This window comes from Lysobacter brunescens (genome assembly GCF_042677005.1).
GTDB lineage: Bacteria > Pseudomonadota > Gammaproteobacteria > Xanthomonadales > Xanthomonadaceae > Lysobacter_I > Lysobacter_I brunescens.
On record NZ_JBHTIF010000001.1, the window covers coordinates 1,588,016 to 1,606,314 of the forward strand.

General features: G+C 67.5%; 10 protein-coding genes. 7 read left to right on the forward strand and 3 right to left on the reverse strand.

All coding sequences use genetic code 11. The features are described 5' to 3' along the window. Positions 1–30: 30 nt before the first annotated feature. Positions 31–1,620, reverse strand: coding sequence for a multicopper oxidase family protein (locus ACFQ0E_RS06870; RefSeq protein WP_386822936.1), 1,590 nt, complete (start codon positions 1,618–1,620; stop codon positions 31–33). 620 nt (positions 1,621–2,240) lie between these two features. Between ACFQ0E_RS06870 and ACFQ0E_RS06875 the strand changes: the two genes are divergently transcribed. The 7 genes from ACFQ0E_RS06875 to ACFQ0E_RS06905 all read left to right on the forward strand — a co-directional run bounded on the left by ACFQ0E_RS06875 (position 2,241) and on the right by ACFQ0E_RS06905 (position 13,525). Then, positions 2,241–4,505: a proprotein convertase P-domain-containing protein gene (locus ACFQ0E_RS06875; RefSeq protein WP_386822937.1), complete on the forward strand. Its 2,265-nt coding sequence runs from the start codon at positions 2,241–2,243 to the stop codon at positions 4,503–4,505. Positions 4,506–4,630: 125 nt separating this feature from the next. Next, entirely contained in the window at positions 4,631–6,430 is a 1,800-nt protein-coding gene (locus tag ACFQ0E_RS06880; RefSeq protein ID WP_386822938.1) for a S8 family peptidase, read from the forward strand. Between the two features lie 161 nt (positions 6,431–6,591). After that, complete coding sequence (locus tag ACFQ0E_RS06885; RefSeq protein WP_386822939.1) at positions 6,592–7,761, forward strand: trypsin-like serine protease; 1,170 nt, start codon at positions 6,592–6,594, stop codon at positions 7,759–7,761. Between the two features lie 262 nt (positions 7,762–8,023). After that, positions 8,024–9,202, forward strand: coding sequence for a trypsin-like serine protease (locus ACFQ0E_RS06890; protein ID WP_386822940.1), 1,179 nt, complete (start codon positions 8,024–8,026; stop codon positions 9,200–9,202). A 338-nt stretch (positions 9,203–9,540) separates the two neighbouring features. Then, positions 9,541–10,680, forward strand: coding sequence for a trypsin-like serine protease (locus ACFQ0E_RS06895; RefSeq protein ID WP_386822941.1), 1,140 nt, complete (start codon positions 9,541–9,543; stop codon positions 10,678–10,680). Positions 10,681–10,903: 223 nt separating this feature from the next. Further along, the gene (locus ACFQ0E_RS06900) at positions 10,904–12,352 is read left to right on the forward strand and encodes a S8 family peptidase (protein WP_386822942.1); all 1,449 of its coding nucleotides are present in this window, start codon (positions 10,904–10,906) and stop codon (positions 12,350–12,352) included. A 570-nt stretch (positions 12,353–12,922) separates the two neighbouring features. Beyond that, positions 12,923–13,525, forward strand: a complete 603-nt coding sequence (locus ACFQ0E_RS06905; RefSeq protein ID WP_386822943.1) for a gluconokinase — start codon at positions 12,923–12,925, stop codon at positions 13,523–13,525. A gap of 55 nt (positions 13,526–13,580) precedes the next feature. On the opposite strand, the gene ACFQ0E_RS06910 is transcribed toward ACFQ0E_RS06905, so the two are convergent. Next, positions 13,581–14,936 (reverse strand): GntT/GntP/DsdX family permease, encoded by a 1,356-nt coding sequence (locus ACFQ0E_RS06910; RefSeq protein WP_386822945.1) that lies wholly within the window; start codon positions 14,934–14,936, stop codon positions 13,581–13,583. A gap of 263 nt (positions 14,937–15,199) precedes the next feature. Then, complete coding sequence (locus tag ACFQ0E_RS06915) at positions 15,200–18,001, reverse strand: winged helix-turn-helix domain-containing protein (RefSeq protein WP_386822946.1); 2,802 nt, start codon at positions 17,999–18,001, stop codon at positions 15,200–15,202. Positions 18,002–18,299 lie beyond the last annotated feature (298 nt).

Sequence of the window (18,299 nt, forward strand, 5' to 3'; positions counted from 1 at the left end):
GCGATTCCTTGGCGGCAGGGACCGGCGTCGTCAGTCCACGACCGCGAAGGTGAGCATCATGCCCATGTCTTCGTGTTCGAGGTTGTGACAGTGCAGCATGTAGCGCTGCGTGCCGGAGAAGGGTTGCGAGAAGTCGATGGCGACGCGGACGATTTCGCCGGGCCAGACCAGGACGGTGTCGTTGAAGCCGAGATCCTGCGGGCCCAGGCCGCTGTCGGCGACCTGGCGCGCGCGGATGTCGGGCGGGCTGATGCTGCGCGAGACCACGCGGAACTGCACGCCGTGGATGTGGATCGGGTGCGGCATGCTGGTCATGTTGTTGCGGATGTCCCAGACCTCGCGGCTGCCGCGCTTCACTTCGAAGGCGGGATGGTGGCCGTGGCTGCGGAAATTCAGGCCGTTGATCAGCCATTCGCCGTCGGCGCCCATGCTCAGGCGGATTTCGCGTGCCTTCCAGCCGGCGGTGTCGGGCGGCGGCGGCAACGACGACAGCGCATCCGGCACGTGGATGGGCGGTGCGGCGATGCCCTCGACATCGAACACCATCAGGTCCAGGGCATCGCCCATCGCCACCGCGCCGGGATGGTCGGCCATGATGTCCGGGGCCAGGGGCCCGGATTCGTCCTCGTTCTCCATCGCGACGTAATCCAGGCTGCGCAGCACCACGCGCGCGCCTGCGGGGACGGCGCCGAAATCGACCAGCACGTCGGCGCGCTGCGCGGGCGCGAGGAACAGGTCGTCGACGATGCGTGGCTGGTCCAGCAGACCGCCGTCGGTCCCGATCAGCCGCACCGGCAACGGCGCGCCCTCGTGCAGGAAGGCCGGGCGCAGCACGCGGGCATTCGCCACATTGATCATGCGGAATCGGTACAGGCCCGGCGTCACGGTCATCGCCGGTTCCGGCGACCAGTTGGCGAGCACGCGGTTGCCGATCCAGTCGTCGGCTTCGTCGCGATAGACGATCGCGTTGCGTCCGTCGACCTGCTTGTCGGCGAGCATCAGCGGCAGATCGCGCTCGCCCCACGCCAGGCCGAGCTTTGCGCGCAGCGCGCGCTCCTCGTCGTCGTCGACCAGCAGCAGGCCGGCCAGACCCATCTGCAGCTGGCGACCGGTGCGGTTGTGCGGATGGGCATGGTACCAGTACAGCCCGGCGCGATTGCGCACCTCGAAGCGGTACTGGCGTTCGCCGTCGGCAGGCACCGGGTGCAGGCCGCTGCCGTCGTTGGCTTCGTCGACCATGAGGCCGTGCCAATGGACGGTGGTCTCCTCCGCCAGGGTGTTGTGCAGGGTCACGTCCAGGGTGTCGCCCCGGGACACGTGCAGGGTCGGGTTGAGGCAGGACTTGCCGCCCTCGCAGCCCTGGTAGGCCCAGAGCGTGGTCGCCGCGCCCGCGAAGACGTCGGTCTGCACCGCCGCTGCCTGCAGCCTGATCGGCCCGGACGGACGCAGATCGGCGAGCAGCCCGGTCTTGCCGGGCCTGCGCAGCTCGCTCGGCGTCACCGCAGTGCCCGTGTCGTGTCCGTGTGCGGAAGCGGGCGGCGTATCCGCAGGGTCCGCATCGCGTCGCCACCACAGGCCCAGTCCCGCGCCCCCGGCACAGGCGGCGGCGATGGCGAGCATGAGTGAGCGGCGGCGGGGATTCGGGGGCGTCATCGTGCGGGTGTCGTGCGCTGTGGGTGTCCGGCGGGCGTGGGCAGCGGATGTGGAGTGTGGCCGGGCATCAAGTCCAGGCCATGACGCACGTGCGCGCAAGCGAAAAGGTGTACGTCGCTGCTGAGGTACGGGTCAAAAAACATAAAAAGAGGGAACACGTCACGAATGGAGCGCCCGAACCTGCCATTTCGTGCAGGAAGGACATCGGACGAGTCCGGCAGAAAGAAGACATCGATCACTTCCCGATGGCGTTCCACCGGACCGCGATTGTCAAAGGCCTCTTTGGAGATTGTGAGAAGACATAAAAAGGTGTCCCTGTTCTCATTTTGTTGCGGCGAGGCAGCGGCAATGTGCGTCCCAGGCCGGGCAGTGACCGGCGGGACCATCGCAGGGATGCGGGAATGAAGCGCCAGGGAATCCGCACCTGCCGATCTCGTCGGCTGCCGCCTCCGGGCCGGGCGACGCATGGGGAGTGCATCGCGACCGGGTTCCGGGAGGAGTAGGCCGCACCGGCCGCGCCTGCCTTGAATGGCGGACCGGGTGGGGCGGTTCCCTTGAGCCAGGCAACCAATCGTTTGGGGAATGACATGATCGGGAATACATCGAAGTGGTCGCGCACGGGTTTGCTCGCGGCGTCCATCCTTGCCGTCCTGCCGCTGCTGCAGGCCGGCGCCGCCGAACGCGTCGGCCAGATCCACGAGCGCGGCACCCGCACCCGCGCCCTCGTCGAAGACCCGGCCCGGTCGATCCTGACCGCCGGCGCCTCCAGCCGGGTGTGCGAATCCGGCGCCAAGTGGCTGCGCCTCGACTTCCGGTCGCTGAAGCTGCGCGGCTACGACAGCCTGGTCTTGCGCAGCTCAGGAGGCGACCGCCAGATCTTCCAGGGCGCCCAGTGGAACAACCGCAGCTTCACGACCCGCGCCCTGCGCGGGTCCTGCGTGGACATCCAGCCCTACTTCGCCGACCGCGACAGCGCGTACCGCCTGTCGAGCGTCACCTCCGGCATGCGCGCGCTGTCGGAGACCTCGGTCGTGGTCGCGGGTGCGGGCGACCTGTGCGATTCGACGCCAGCGGACTGCAAGGCCACGTCCGACCTGATCGTGAACATCAATCCGGAGATGGTCTTCACCGCCGGCGACAACGCCTACAACGACGGCACGCTGAGCGAGTACAACACCCGCTACGCGCCCAACTGGGGACGCTTCAAGGACAAGACCAGGCCTACGCCCGGCAACCACGACTACTACAGCACCGGCAACTGGGGCACGGGCTACTTCGACTACTTCAACGGTGTCGGCCAGCAGGCTGGCGTGGCGGGCGATCGCAACAAGGGCTACTACAGCTGGGATGTCGGCGACTGGCGTTTCGTGGCGCTCAACACGATGGATGGCGCCACGATCAGCTCGACGAGCGAGCAGGTCACATGGCTGAAGCAGACCCTGGCGGCGAACCCGAAGCCCTGCACGGCCGCCTACTTCCATCACCCGCTGATCAGCCTGGGCAACTACACGCCGGACGCCGGACAGAAGTACTCCTATCCGGAAGTGAAGGCGCTGTACGACGCCCTGTATGAACATCAAGCGGATCTGGTGCTGGTCGGCCACGACCACAACTACCAGCGCTACATCAAGATGAACCCGAACCTGGAGGCCGACCCCAAGGGTTTCGTGCAGGTGCTGGTCGGCACCGGCGGCCGCGATTTCTACCCGGTGCCGACAGCCAATCGCACCAATCCCCTGCTGGCCCTGCGTCCCGGCAGCACCACCGATCGCGCCGTGAGCGCCAGCACCTACGGCGTGCTCAAGCTGACCCTGAGTTCCACCGGCTACACGGGCGAGTTCGTCCGCGCGACCCACGCGGGCAACGGCGATCTCGGTTCGACTTCGCGCCCCGAGAACTTCAGCGGCACCTGCAACAAGGCGAACACCGGCACCACCTACGCGATCTCGGGCGCGGTCACCACCAGCACCGGCGCTGCGATCCCGAACGTGCGCATCAGCAACGGCAGCGCGACGGTGACGACCAATGCCAGCGGCCAGTACAGCTTCACCGGCCTGAGCAATGGCCCCTACACGCTGACCCCGTCGCTGAGCGGCTACACGTTCTCGCCGATCAGCCAGAGCGTTGCCATCAATGGCGCCAACGTCAGCGGACGGAATTTCACGGGAACTGCCGTCGCTGCCGGCGTGCTGAGCAACGGTGTGCCGGTGACCGGTCTGTCGGGTGCGCAGGGGACCGAGCTGCGCTACACCCTGCAGGTGCCCGCAGGTGCGACCAATCTTCGCTTCGTCACCAGTGGCGGCAGCGGTGATGCCGACCTGTACGTCCGGTTCGGCAGCGCGCCGACCACCAGCGATCCGTTGAAGTCCGAAAGCAGCACCAACGCGGAGACGATCACCATCGCGACCGCGCAGGCCGGAACCTATCACGTACTGGTCAGGGGCTACTCGGCGTTCTCCGGTGCGAGCCTGACCGGCAGCTTCACCACCGGCAGCGCGGGCGTGCAGACCTACTCGAACAACACTGCCGTTGCGATCCCGGATGGCAGCGCGACGGGCATCGAGAGCCGGATCGCGGTGTCCGGACGAACGGGCAATGCGCCGAGCACTGCACAGGTACGCGTGAACATCACGCATGCGTGGCGCGGCGATGTGCGAGTCACCCTCGTCGCTCCCGATGGCACCTCCTATCCGCTGAAAGCCGAGAACTCGAGCGACAGCGCGGACAACATCTACCAGACGTATCAGGTGAATCTGTCGGCCGAGGCGCTCAACGGCACATGGACGCTGCGGGTTGCAGATCTGTGGACGCCGGATGCAGGCCGTCTGGACAACTGGAGCATCACCTTCTGAGCCGCAGGCTCGTGGATCGCCCGGACCCAGGGCGGTAGGGATACATCAGCTCGGACCCGCCACCGCGTCGCAGTCGCATGCGACGCGGGACGGCCCCTTCTTACCCAAATTCAAAGGTCACTACCATGTCTCACGCACGCAATCGCTTCATGTCGCTGCATCCGCTGGCCATCGCCACGCTGTGCATCGCAGGCAGCTTCGCCGGCCAGGCGTTCGCCGGCCAGGTCCATCTCGGAGGCCTGTCTTCCGCGCAGACCCACCAGCGCTTCATCGTCAAGTATCGCGACGGCAGCAGCGAGCGCCGCAATGCCGCCACGCTCGAACGCTCGCTCAATCGCGCAGCCTCGGCCGTGCAGGTCCGCGACGCTTCGGCGCGCGGCGGCATGCGCGCCGTCGGCCTGCGTCACCTGCGCCGCATGGCCCTCGGTTCGGACGTCGTCGTCGCCAGCCACAAGCTCGATCGCGCAAACGCCGCGTCGCTGATGCGCCGTCTCGCCGCCGATCCGAACGTCGAGTACGTCGAGGTCGATCGCCGCGTGCATCCGGCGATGGTGCCCAACGACCCGCGCTATGCCGTGGACCAGTGGCATTACCAGGCACCGATCGCCGGCCGCTACGGCATCAACCTGCCCACCGCCTGGGATCGCGCCACGGGTGCGGGCATCGTCGTCGCGGTGCTCGATACCGGCTCGACGGCGCATGCCGACATGGCAGGTCGCACGGTCGCGGGCTACGACTTCATCGATGATGTCGAGACTGCGAACGATGGCAACGGGCGGGACAACAACCCCGCGGATCCGGGCGACTGGTGCGAAGCCGGCGACAGCAGTTCGTGGCATGGCACCCATGTCGCCGGCACGATCGCGGCCGCGACCAACAACAACGCCGGCGTGGCGGGCGTTGCCTACGGTGCGCGGGTGCAGCACGTGCGCGTGCTCGGGCGCTGCGGCGGCTGGGATTCGGACATCGCCGACGGCATCATCTGGGCCTCCGGCGGCGCCGTGGCCGGTGTGCCGGCCAATGCGACGCCGGCGAAGGTGCTGAACCTCAGCCTGGGCGGCGCTGGTGCCTGCGGTGCCACGTACCAGAATGCCATCAACAGCGCGGTGGGCCGAGGCGCGACGATCGTGGTCGCCGCGGGCAACGATGGCGGCAATGCCGCGAACTTCTCGCCATCGAGCTGTGCCAACGTGGTGGTGGTGGGCGCATCCAGTCGCGATGGCGTGCGCGTGATTCGTCCGGACTGGTGGTCGTCGAACTACGGTGCGGCCGTGGACATCGCCGCACCGGGCATGGACGTCATGTCGACCGTCAACACGGGCCAACAGGCACCGGGGGTCGAGGGCTACGAGGCGTGGGACGGTACGTCGATGGCGACGCCGCACGTCGCCGGCGTGGTCGCACTGATGCAGTCGGCCCGTCCTGCAGGCAGCCTGCTGACGCCTGCGCAAGTCGAGCAGGTGCTGAAGGACAACACGACCGCGTTCCCGCGGGTGCCCGACCAGCCGATCGGTCGCGGCATCGTCAATGCAGATGACGCCGTGCGTGCTGCGATCGCCTTCGATGCGGCGGCTGGCGGAGTCCAGACCTACGCCAACAACAATCGTACGGCGATCATCGACGGCGGCACGATCACCAGCACCATCGCCGTGGCCGGCCGTAACGGCAATGCACCGAGCAATGCCCAGGTCAGCGTGAACATAAGTCATACCTGGCGGGGTGATCTGCGCCTCGAACTGCTCGCGCCGGACGGTTCGGTCTACAGGTTGAAGACGGAAAGCGGCAGCGACAGCGCGGACAACGTGATCGCGACCTACACCGTGAATCTCTCCACCGAGGCGCTGAACGGCAACTGGCGCCTCCGCGTGCGGGATATGTGGACGCCGGACACCGGCAACTTGAACAGCTGGAGCATCCGCTTCTGATGCATGGCGGTGGCCGGTCCGCACCGGCCACCGCTGCGAAGCGATCGCATGGCATCGAACAGCCTGACACCGACCTTGCCGGAGCGCGTGCCGCGTCCGGCTCCCCGACGAATGATTGAAGGAATCACGAGATGATGCAGACGAGGACATTGGGAATCGCCATGGCACTGCTGTGCTGCGGTGCTGTCGTTGCGCAGGCTGCGGCGGCCGAGATGCGCGCGCGCGCGGGACTCTCACGGCCGAATGCCGCGCAGACCCTGCAGCAGGGACGGATCGTCGGAGGCACCCTGACTGGGGCAGGCACGCGCACCTACCAGGTGCGCCTCTATCGCGACAGCACGGCGCTCGCCTGCGGTGGCACGATCATCGCGGACAACTGGGTGCTCACCGCCGCGCACTGCGTCAACAATCCGCAGACAGAAACGAATCGCGTGCGCGCAGGCTTCACCCGCACGTCGGGAACCGGCGGCACCTATTACACCGTCGACAAGATCGTCAGGCACCCATCCGCGGATGGCGGGATCGTGTACGACTATGCGCTGCTGCGCATCAGCGGTACGTTCGCAAGCACGCTGGAGCGTGTCGCCATTCCGACCGCGGACGTGGTGCAGGCCGTCGGCCAGCCCGGGAACAACGTGATCGTCTCCGGATGGGGGCTCACGTCGGAAGGCGGAAGCCTGAGCGACGATCTGCGCGAGATCACCATTCCCATCGTCAGCGACGCGACCTGCCGCCAGAGTCTCGGTACGGGTGCCAGCAGTTTCGACGATGCGAGCATGATCTGCGCGGGCTCGGCGGGCAAGGACAGCTGCACCGGCGACAGCGGCGGTCCGATGGTCGCCGCATACAACAACCGCACCTGGAGCATCGGCGTGACGAGCTGGGGCCCGGGCTGTGCGCGGCCCAACACCTATGGCATCTACGCCGACACCCTGCATGTCCGCAGCTGGATTCTCGAGCAGATCAACGGCGCCAGCGGCGGCACGGTGCAGACGTATTCCAACAGCAGTCCGGCGCCGATCGCCGACCTGGGCAGCGTCACCAGCACGATCGCCGTCTCCGGCCGAACCGGCAATGCGCCGGGCAACGCGCAGATCAGCGTGAACATCACGCACACGTATCGCGGCGACCTGCGCATCGAGCTGCTGGCGCCGGATGGCACGACGTATCTGCTCAAGGCCCAGAGCGCCAGCGATGGCGCGGCCAACGTGGTCGCGACGTACACGGCGAACCTGTCCAGCGAAGCACTGAACGGCAACTGGAGGTTGCGGGTGACCGATGCCTACACGGGCGACGTCGGCACGCTGAACAACTGGAGCATCCGGTTCTGATTGTGTCGGGCGCCGTCCGGCGCCCGGATTCGATGAGCGGCCACGGAATGCCGTACTCGCCGATGCCTGCATCAAGAGGCTTCGGAGAGCGCGCCGATCGGGAGAGGCGCGTGACAACAGAGGCGCGCGATCCGCCGGAGGAGCGGATGCGTGCGGTGTTCCCAGGCATCACCACAAATCCGGCCATGCATCAGATGTCGTGGAGGGCGCGATGGATCGCCGGGTGTTCGCTCACACACAACCGAATCAGGAAACGAAACACATGAAACAGATCCAGATCGTCGCCAGCGTACTGACCCTGGCGCTGGCCGCCGCTTCCTCGTTGGCCATGGCCGCCGGACCGCAGGCCAAGACCGGGACCTGGAAAACCAGCCCGGCCTTCGGCAAGCAGCCCAATGGCCGCATCATCGGCGGCATCGTCTCCACTGGCGACCGTTCGTTCATCGTCCGCACCAGCCCGGGCTGTGGCGGCACCATCCTCAACGACCAGTGGGTGCTCACCGCTGCGCATTGCGGCAAGCCGACGTGGGTGGGTGCAGGTTCCAATGATCTTGGCAGCCAGACGCGCTATACGGTGGCCGAGTACATCGCGCACCCGAACTACGACGAAAGCAATGCCACGGGCAACGGCGACTACTTCAACGACTATGCGCTGGTCCGCATCAACGGCTCGTTCCCGGCCAACCACATCCGCGCCAAGCTGCCCGACGCCACCGTCATGCAGGCCGTGGCCAAGCCGGGCGACCTGGTGACGACGCTGGGCTGGGGCAATATCTCGACGACCGGGGTCGTCAATCCCACCGATCTGCGTGAAGTCACCATCCCGGTCGTGTCCGACACCACCTGCGCAGCCTCCTACAACGGCTCGTCGGCAGCCAGCGGTCTCACGCTCGCTCCGAGCGTCCAGATCTGCGCCGGTCTTGCCGCTGGTGGCAAGGACTCCTGCCAGGGCGACAGCGGTGGCCCGCTGGTCGCGACATACAACGGCTCGATCTACAGCATCGGCGTTGTCAGCTACGGCAAGGGTTGCGCACTGGCCAATTACTACGGCGTGTACTCCGAAACCGTTGCCATGGTGAGCTGGATCAACAGCAAGATCGGTGGCAGCACCACCCCGCCGCCGACCGGCAGTACCGTCGTGCACAACGTGAACCTGCCGTCGGTATCGACCAGCTACTGGTCCTCGACCTATGCGGTCGCGATTCCCGCCGGTACCACCAAGCTGGTCGTCGCGATCTCCGGCGGCACCGGCGATGCCGACCTGTACGTGCGTCGCGGCGCGACGCCGAGCCTGTCGGGCTGGGATTGCCGTCCGTACAAGGACGGCAACACGGAAACCTGCACGATCAACAACCCGGTTGCGGGCAGCACCTACTACATCCGCGTGCATGCCTACCGCAGTTTCTCGGGCGTGAACATGAAGGCGACCCGCACGCCCTGATCGAAAGTGCCTGGTGACGCTCCAGGCGCTGCATGGCGCGTCGAATGCGTCGAGCTGGATTCCGGACGACATCCGCAGGATGCCGTTCGTGCTGGAAGGGCGGCCAGGGAAGGCCGCCTGATCGAGGCATCGCAGTCGGGTGCCGAGAGACGCTGTCGAGCGGACAACGCACGGCAGCGGCCTTCGCTGATCGGCCGACAGGCCGGCGGCGGATGAATGGAGCTTTCGCAAGTGAGGTTGCACGACGGCCGGGCCAGGAAACAGTTGCCACGCAGAGGGATGCGGGCCTCGCGCCGATCGATTCCGAACACACACACTTACATGGAGTTTCAAGGGAAATGAAGCAGAAGAACATCGCAGTTGCCGTACTCGCCCTGGCCCTGGCCGGTGCCTCGTCGATGGCCATCGCCGCAGGTCCGCAGACCCGCGCCGGAGCGGGCGCCTGGACGACCAGCAAGGCCTTCGGCAAGCAGGTCAACGGTCGCATCGTCGGCGGCACGCTCGCCATCGGCGACCGGTCGTTCACCGTCCGCACCTCGGGCTGCGGCGGCACGATCATCGCCGACAGCTGGGTCCTGACCGCCGCGCATTGCGGCCGCCAGACCACGGTCTACGCCGGTTCCAACAACACCAGCAGCCAGACGGCCTACTCTGTCGCGCAGTACATCCAGCATCCGAGCTACAACAGCAGCACCTCGGCGAACGACTACGCGCTGATCCGCATCAATGGCACGTTCCCGACCAACCTGATCCGCGCCAAGCTGCCCGACGCCACCGTGATGCAGGCCGTGGCCAAGGCGGGCGATCCGGTGACCACGCTGGGCTGGGGAGCGACCTCCGAGGGCGGCAGCGGCAGCAGCAGCCTGCGCGAAGTCACCATCCCGGTCGTGTCCGATGCCACCTGCAATTCGGCCGTCGCCTACAACGGCGCGATCGATCCGGCTTCGATGATCTGCGCCGGTCTGCCGGAAGGCGGCAAGGACTCCTGCCAGGGCGACAGCGGCGGCCCGCTGATCGCGCCGTACAACGGCTCGATCTACAGCATCGGCGTGGTCAGCTGGGGCATCGGCTGCGCCCGTCCGAACAAGTACGGCGTCTATGCCGAAACCGTGAATGCGGTGAACTGGATCAACAGCAACATCGGCAGTGGCGGCGGCGGTGGCACCGGCACGGTCGTGCACAACGTCAACCTGCCGTCGGTCTCGACCGGCAACTGGTCGTCGATGTACACCGTCGCCATCCCGGCCGGCACCACCAGCCTGGTCGTCAACATCTCCGGCGGTACCGGCGATGCCGACCTGTACGTCCGCGCCGGCGCTGCGCCGACCACGACCAGCTACAACTGCCGTCCGTACCTCAGCAGCAACACCGAGACCTGCACGATCAACAACCCGGTCGCCGGCACCACGTACTACATCGGCGTCCGCGCCTACAGCAGCTACTCGGGCGTGAACATGAAGGCGACCCGCACGCCGTAAGGCGCGCACGGTGGCGTGGTCGGCGCTGCGCCTCCGGCAACGCGGCCTGCAATGCAACCGTAACAGGCACGGCGTCCGGAACATCGGACGTCCGTGTGGAAACAACGGCACCGGAGGCCCTGCGCCTCCGGATGCCGACAGGCAAACGTGAAGTACGGACGCATCTGCGGTTCTCCGCGTACGCACGCATCGCGACACACCATGCATCCACGGGAACATCGACATGACCAAGCATCGCGACACCTTCCTTCGCCTCGCCCCGCTGGGACTGGCCGTGCTCTGCGCACTGTCGGGCATGCCTGGCCAGGTCGTCGCCCGCGACCCCGGTCGCATCGAGCGGGCACCGGCGGAAGAGCCGCAGCGTTTCATCGTGAAATATCGCAGCGACAGCCAGGAGCACCGCGACGCAGCGGCGCGCGAACGTTCGCTCCACCGCGCGGCCTCCGCCGTGCAGGTGCGCGATCCGTCCGCACGCGGCGGGATGCGTGCGATCCGGTTGCAGCATGTCCGGCGCATGGCGCTGGGTGCCGACGTGATCGTGTCCAGTCATGCGCTCGACCGCGCGGCGGCGGACACGCTGATGCGCCGCTTCGCGACCGATCCGCGCGTGGAGTACGTCGAGGTCGATGCGCGGATGCATCCGGCGCTGGAACCCAACGATCCGCAGTACGCCAGCGCGCAATGGCATTACAAGGCACCGATCACGGGCCGCTACGGCATCAATGCGCCGCTGGCCTGGGATCGCGCCAGTGGTGCAGGCGTCGTCGTCGCGGTGCTGGATACCGGTTCCACGGTTCACAGCGACATGCAGGGCCAGACGGTGCCGGGCTACGATTTCATCGCCGATCTGAAGACGGCAGGCGACGGCAATGGCCGCGACGCCGATCCCTCGGATCCGGGCGATGGGGCGTCGTCCGGCAAATGCCGGGGCGACAGCAGCTGGCACGGCACTCATGTGGCAGGCACCATCGCCGCCTCGACGAACAACGGTGCAGGCGTGGCTGGCGTGGCGCGCGGCGCGCGCGTGCAGCACGTGCGCGTACTGGGCAGATGCGGCGGCTGGACCTCCGACATCGCCGACGGCATCGTCTGGGCGTCCGGTGGCAGCGTCGCCGGTGCGCCTGCGAACGCGACGCCCGCGAAGGTGCTGAATCTCAGCCTCGGCGGCAGCGGAAGCTGCAGCACCACTTACCAGACCGCGATCAATGCCGCGGTGTCCCGTGGTGCGACCGTCGTCGTCGCCGCCGGCAACGACAGTGGCGACGCCTCCAGGTACCAGCCGTCCAGTTGCCAGAACGTGATCGCCGTCGGCGCATCGAGTCCGCAGGGTCTGCGCGCGATCCGACCGAACTGGTGGTCCTCGAATTACGGGCCTGCCGTGGACATCGCAGCGCCGGGCATGGACGTGATGTCCACCGTGAACACCGGGCGATATGCGCCGGGCGCGGAAGGCTACGGCGCGTGGGACGGCACTTCGATGGCCACGCCGCATGTCGCCGGCATCGTCGCGCTGATGCAGTCGGTGCGCCTGGCTGGTGCGGCGCTCTCGCCGGCGCAGGTCGAGCAGTTGCTGAAGGCGAACGTCACGGCATTCCCGAGCACGCCCGATCGGCCGATCGGGACAGGCATCGCCAATGCCGATGCGGCGGTCCGCGCTGCGCAGGCCTTCTGAGTTCGAAGGCGGCATCGTGGCCGACGCGATGCCGCCGATGGAGATCTGTCGGACGCCGTGCGGATCCGCAGGCATCGCGATGTCGTCGACATCGACCATGCCCGGCCCGTGCGCACAGGTTCAACGGTCTGGCCCCGTCGTCCCGGGGGGGGCGGCGGCCGGTTGCGCCCGGTCTGCATGACGGGCGCATTTTTTCCAACGGTTTCCTCGCGACGATGGAGCCGTGTCGATGGCATCGCGCGTCGGGTGAACGTGTGCCTCCGAAGCGCGATGCGTTCGAGCGACATGGCTCATCGCATTACTTGATCGCACCCCCTGTCGGTCAAGGCATCGTGATGGTTTGCCCCGGATGTCCCCCGGGGCTCTTTTTTTCACGCTGGGCGAGGGTGTTCCGATCCGCGTCATGGCTGCGGTCCGCAAGGCCACAGGTTTCGTTTTCGCGCATGGGCCGGGGAGTCCGACGTGCGTGCCTTGGCCCCGGGGAGACCCGGGGCCTTTCTTTGCGGACAGGGTCCGGACGCGATGCCCTGCGCGTGTCGTGTGCAGGAACCTGCCACCAGGAGGGGCTTCATGATGTCTGCAATCGAACCCGGGAGGGCATCGCGGCATCGCCCGTCGCTCGCCCGATCGCTCGTCGTGGTGATGGGCGTGGCCGGCAGCGGCAAGTCCAGCGTCGGTGCCCTGCTCGCGCAGCGGCTGGGCTGCCCGTTCCTTGAGGGCGACCGCTTCCATCCGGATGCGAACATCGAACGCATGCGCGCAGGCCATCCGCTGCGACCGGAAGATCGCTGTCCCTGGATCGCGAACATCGTCGATGAGGTCAACCGCATCCATCGTCGCGACCGCGATCTCTCGAAGGATCGTCCCTGGCTGGCCGTGCTGGCCTGTTCCGCACTGTCGGGCGAGATCCGCGAACGTCTGCGCATGGACGTCATCGATGCGCGCTGCCGTTTCGTCCACCTGTGCGGCGATCCGGCGCTGATCCGTCAGCGGTTGACCGCGCGCACGGGACACTTCTTCCGCGCCGACCTGCTCGACAGCCAGTTCCGCGCGCTGCAGCCACCGGGACCGTCGGAAGCCCTGTCGATCGGCATCGACCAGCCGATCGATGCGGTTGTGGACGCGATCCTCACGGCATTGTCGACGTGCAACGACGTGGTCGAGTGCGCATGACGTCGACATGACGCCGGTGCGCGGCCGGCCGCGCGCGGCGCAGAGGCATGGTCGATCAGCCGGACATCGGGAACAGCACCCAGGCAACGATGAAACCGGTGGTGCCCGCGAGCGTCGAGGCGACCGTCCACGAACGCAGCGTGTCGGCCTCGTTGATCTGCAGGTAGCGGCTGACGAGCCAGAATCCGGAGTCGTTCACGTGTGATGCGATCGTGGCGCCGGAGGCGATCGCGATGACCACCAGCGCGAGCTGCGGCGCCGACAGCGGCACCAGCGCGAGCACGGGCGCGACCAGGCTCGCGCCGGTGATCATCGCCACTGTCGCCGAGCCCTGCGCGACGCGGATGATGGCCGCGAACAGGAACGCCAGCGGCATGATCGGCAGCGAATGCGCCGCGAGGGACGCACCGAGCTGCGCGCCGACGCCGGAATCGACCAGGATCTGCTTGAACACGCCGCCGGCGCCGGTGACCAGGACCACGGTGCCGGCCGGCTCCAGCGCGCGCGTCATGATCTCGCGCAGGCGGTCGAGCGGGATGCGTCGCGCCACGCCGAACACCAGGTGCGCATGGAGGCAGGCGATCAGCAGGGCGACGAAGGGATGGCCGATGAAGGACAGCGCATCGCGCACCGCACCCGGCGGCAGCAGCGCACCGCCGATGGTGTTGCCGAGGATCAGCACGACCGGCAGCAGCACTGCGCCGAGCGCCGCGCCGAAGCCGATGGCGGGCGTCGTCGCTGCGGATTCCATGGCCGGTCGCTCATCGTCGCTGCCCGACGATGCCGGGGCATCCTGTGTCGCTTCGGCAGGCAGGTGTCGGAAGCGGCGCGCGAACAGCGGCCCCGCCACCAGCATCGCGGGCAGTCCGCAGGCGAAGGCCATCACGATGACCCAGCCGGGATCGGCCTTGAGCAGTTCGCCGACGGCGACCGGGCCCGGATGCGGCGGCATGAAGGCATGCGTCACGCACAGGCCCGCCAGCAGCGGGATCGCATAGTGGAGCCGACTGATGCCGCTGCGCGAGGACAGGCGGTGGATCAGCGGCACGAGCAGGATGAAGGCGACATCGAAGAACACCGGGATCGCGACGACGAAGCCGCCGACGCCCAGCGCCAGGCCGGTGCGGCGCTCGCCGAACACCGCGAGCAGGCGGTCGGCGATCGCGCGGATGCCGCCGGCATGTTCGAGCAGGCCGGCGAACATCGCCCCCAGCCCGACGACCACGGCGACGAATCCGAGCGTGCCGCCCATGCCCGACTGGATCGCTCCGACCACGGCTTCGCCGGGCATGCCGGATGCGAGGCCGAAGCCGATCGCGACGAGCATCAGCGCCAGAAAGGCGGGCAGCTTGAAACGCAGGACAAGCAACAGCAATGCCGCGATCGCGGCCACGAGAAAGACAGGCAACATGCGGGCTCCCGGAGTGAACCGTTGATGGGCGGGAGTCGGCTGGCGGCAAAGGACAACGAAGCGTTGCGAGGCGAAGCGGGTCGGACGATGCGGCTGCGATGCCTCGTGCGGGCGCCTGCGGCCATGCCGATCGCGCGGGTTCGCGGCAGCGGCATCTCGACGACATGCGCGCGGAAAGGACGCCGCGCGCAGGGACGGCAGATTACTGTCCGTCTCTCCCGGGGAGTGTGACTCGTGTCAATGATGCTTGTGGCAATGCAGGCTCACTTGTTGAGGCCGAGCGTCGTTCCGAAGATGCCTCCGCTGATGCGCTGCAGTTCGGCGCGGGTGACCGCGTCGCCGTTGCGGCGCGCAGTCTCGTCCAGCTCGGATGCGCGCTTGCGGGCCTCTTCGCGTTCGCCCTGCGCCTGCAGGCGCGCGATGTCCAGGAGCGCGAGGCGATTGAGGTAGTGCAGGGCTTCGGCGGGAATGCGTGCGCGCAGGGCGTCTGCCTGCCGTTGCGCCGTCGCCCAGTCGCCGTTCGCTGCGGAGAGTTCCGCCCAGGCCAGGTCGACTTCGACTTGCGTGCGGGTATCGATCACGCCGACATCTCCGGTGCGGGTCTCCTCGAGCGCGCGGCGTGCGGCATCCACATCGCCCAGCCGTATCAGCAGGCTGGCCAGCCCGGCCAGTTCGACGATATCGGTGCCGTCCTCGGGAGGTGAATCGATCTCCTTCCTCGCTTCCTGGAGATGCCGTCGCGCCGCTTCGGTGTCCCGGCCAAGCAGCGCGATCTGCGCTGACGTGAACGCAACGAGCACATCGTCGCCGCAGCTTTGCGATTGCGCGATCGCTGCTGCGCCGGCGCCCGTAAACAGCAGCGCCGACATCCGCGTGCATGCCGTGAGGCTCAGTTCCGACTTCGGCATGTCCCAGCGCTGGGCACGGGACTCATCGCCAAGGCTGGCGTCGAGGACGGACAGGGCTTCCCTGTAGCGACCGCGCAATGCAAGCACTTGACTGGCGAAGTTCGCGCTTCGGTAGCGGTATTTCGTCCACAGATGGTTGTTGCGCAGGCGTTCGGTGCGCTGGATGGATTCCTGCATGTCCAGGTCCTCGATCGCCATGATCACCAGGTCCATTTCGAGCAGGTCGCGCAACGGCAGGGCGCCGGCCCGACTTGCGGCGCTGACCCCGGTCTCCAGTGCCGCGCGGGATTTTTCGCGGTGCCCCGACCACAGATAGTGGGGGCCGATCATGCGCTGTGGCCAGACTTCGTTGAGCGGATCGCCGTACGACTGGGCCAACTCGACCGATTGCGCCAGGCGCTGTTCGATCAGGCGCAGGTCGTCGCGGAATACCGCCTCGTAGTACCTGGCGATGCTCGCCTGATAGTCGTGCGCGGCGCGATCGAAGAGGCTGGCGACCTCCGTGAACGGCGTGCCGGGGTCGTCCTGTGCATAGAGCTGTGCCGCCACCCGGGCGCTGAGGTATTTCGCCATGGCCAGGTCGGCCAGGGAGCCGCCCTGGCCGCCCTCGATGCGGCTGATTGCCTCGGTGGCGCTGTTGTCGCTCTGGTGCAGGTAGCCGAGCAGGAAGGCTGCGTCGGCACGGGCGACCAGCCGCCTGATCTGCAGGGGGCCGGTCTCGCGCTCCCATTCGTCGAGCGACAGCAGCTCGTAGGCATCTTCGGGCCGGAGGTTCCACTGGTGGATGAGCGCCTGGCGGAAGAGGAATTCCATGCGCGAGGGATTGGCCAGATGGAATTGCCGGTAGAGCTTCAGCGCTTCTGCGCTGCGCGAAGGGATGAGCGCATCGGCTTCCGCAGTGACCAGCATGGCCGCATCGACCGGCATGGGCGCCGTATGGGTCAGGGCCAGCTGGGCCTGTTCGCTGGCCTGCCGGTAGTGCCGGCGTTCGGCAAGCTCGGACGCCAGCAGCAGCCGCGCCGGCCCGAATTCCGGTGCGCTCCGTACCGCAGCCTCCAGCAGGCGCAGCGCCTCGGGTGCCTGCCGGCGCGTTGCGGCGGCGGCGGCGGCGAAGCGATGCGCCGCTTCGGTGTCCATCGCCAGCGCCGGCCAGTGATCGTTCCGGCGCTGCGGAAGGATCCTGCGCAGGATGTCGTTCGAGGCACGGTCGACCATCGCAGGCAGCCGTGCGGCATTCCCTTCCAGCACGAGGCGATGGGCGTAATCCGCTGCCGGACCCTCGTCCGGGCTCCCGCCTCCTGCCGGCGCCACGTCGTAGATCGGCCGGAACGCGAACTCGAACACGTGTTGCGTGGGCGCGTCGGGAGAGACCACGACGTTCATGTCGAGGTAGTAGCCCGGAATGGGCCGGCCGGAAATGAGGTGCTGCTCCTCGATCAGGATGACGGCAGGCAGCCGCGACAGCTTCCAGCGGACCCATTCCCTGAGCAGCCGCGTGGCTTCGCGCTCGGTGTCGTTGCGCGCCAGGTCGGTCTGGGTGAGGACGATGCCGATGCTCAGGCCTGTTGTCGCCAGCGTGGCGTCGACGGCCAGTGTCTTCGGGCTCGCGCTCGGCACCAGCAGGCTCGCCATCGCGATGAGCACGGCGGCTGCGATCCGCAGCGGCGATGCGCGATAGGGCGGAGCGGCGGTCGGCGCGGGCGTTTCCGTGGAGGGGGCGCTGGGCGCCTCGTCCGGGCCTGCGTCCTGCGCGGCTGTGGCGGCCGCCTGGCCGAGCGGTCGGGCAGCCAGATCGCGCGCGTCCTGGACGATCTCGATCTCGTGCGGCGGCTCGAAGCAGTAGCCGGTGCGGGAGACGGTGCGGATCCAGTGCTTGCGTTCGTCGCCCAGTGCCTTGCGCAGGATCGAGATGTTCTGCGTGAGGTTGGTGTCCTCGATGTGCAGCGTGCCCCAGACGCGCTGGAACAGGGCCTCGCGCGAATGCAGCACGAACGGCGCGTCGATGAAGGCCTGGAGCAGGTCGAAGACGCGCTGGGTCAGCTCGATGTCGCCTTCGGGCCTGCGCACGCGGCGCAGGTGCGGCTCGACCAGCAGGTCGCCGATGGCGTACCCCGCAGGACGCGGTCCGGGCGCAGGAGAGGGCTGGTTCGAATTCACGTGCGTGGCAAGACCCGTTGGGAGGAGGACGTGAAAGGAACGCCTGTCCGATCGGCTGCGGGGGGTGGACAAATCCTAGCCAAGTCCCCGGATCGCCCTTAGAACAATAAGTTATGAACCTGATGCTGCACCAGCGTCGCGCAGGTCGCGGCGCAGCGGAGCAGGCGGCTTCCGTGTGAAAAAACGTCAAAGTGCCTAAAAAAAGATAAGTCCGCGCCAGCTGTCACGCTTTCGACCGCATTGCGGTGGAAGCATGCCGCCGGCCAGAGGAAGAAGACGAAGGATGCCGTCACGCGAA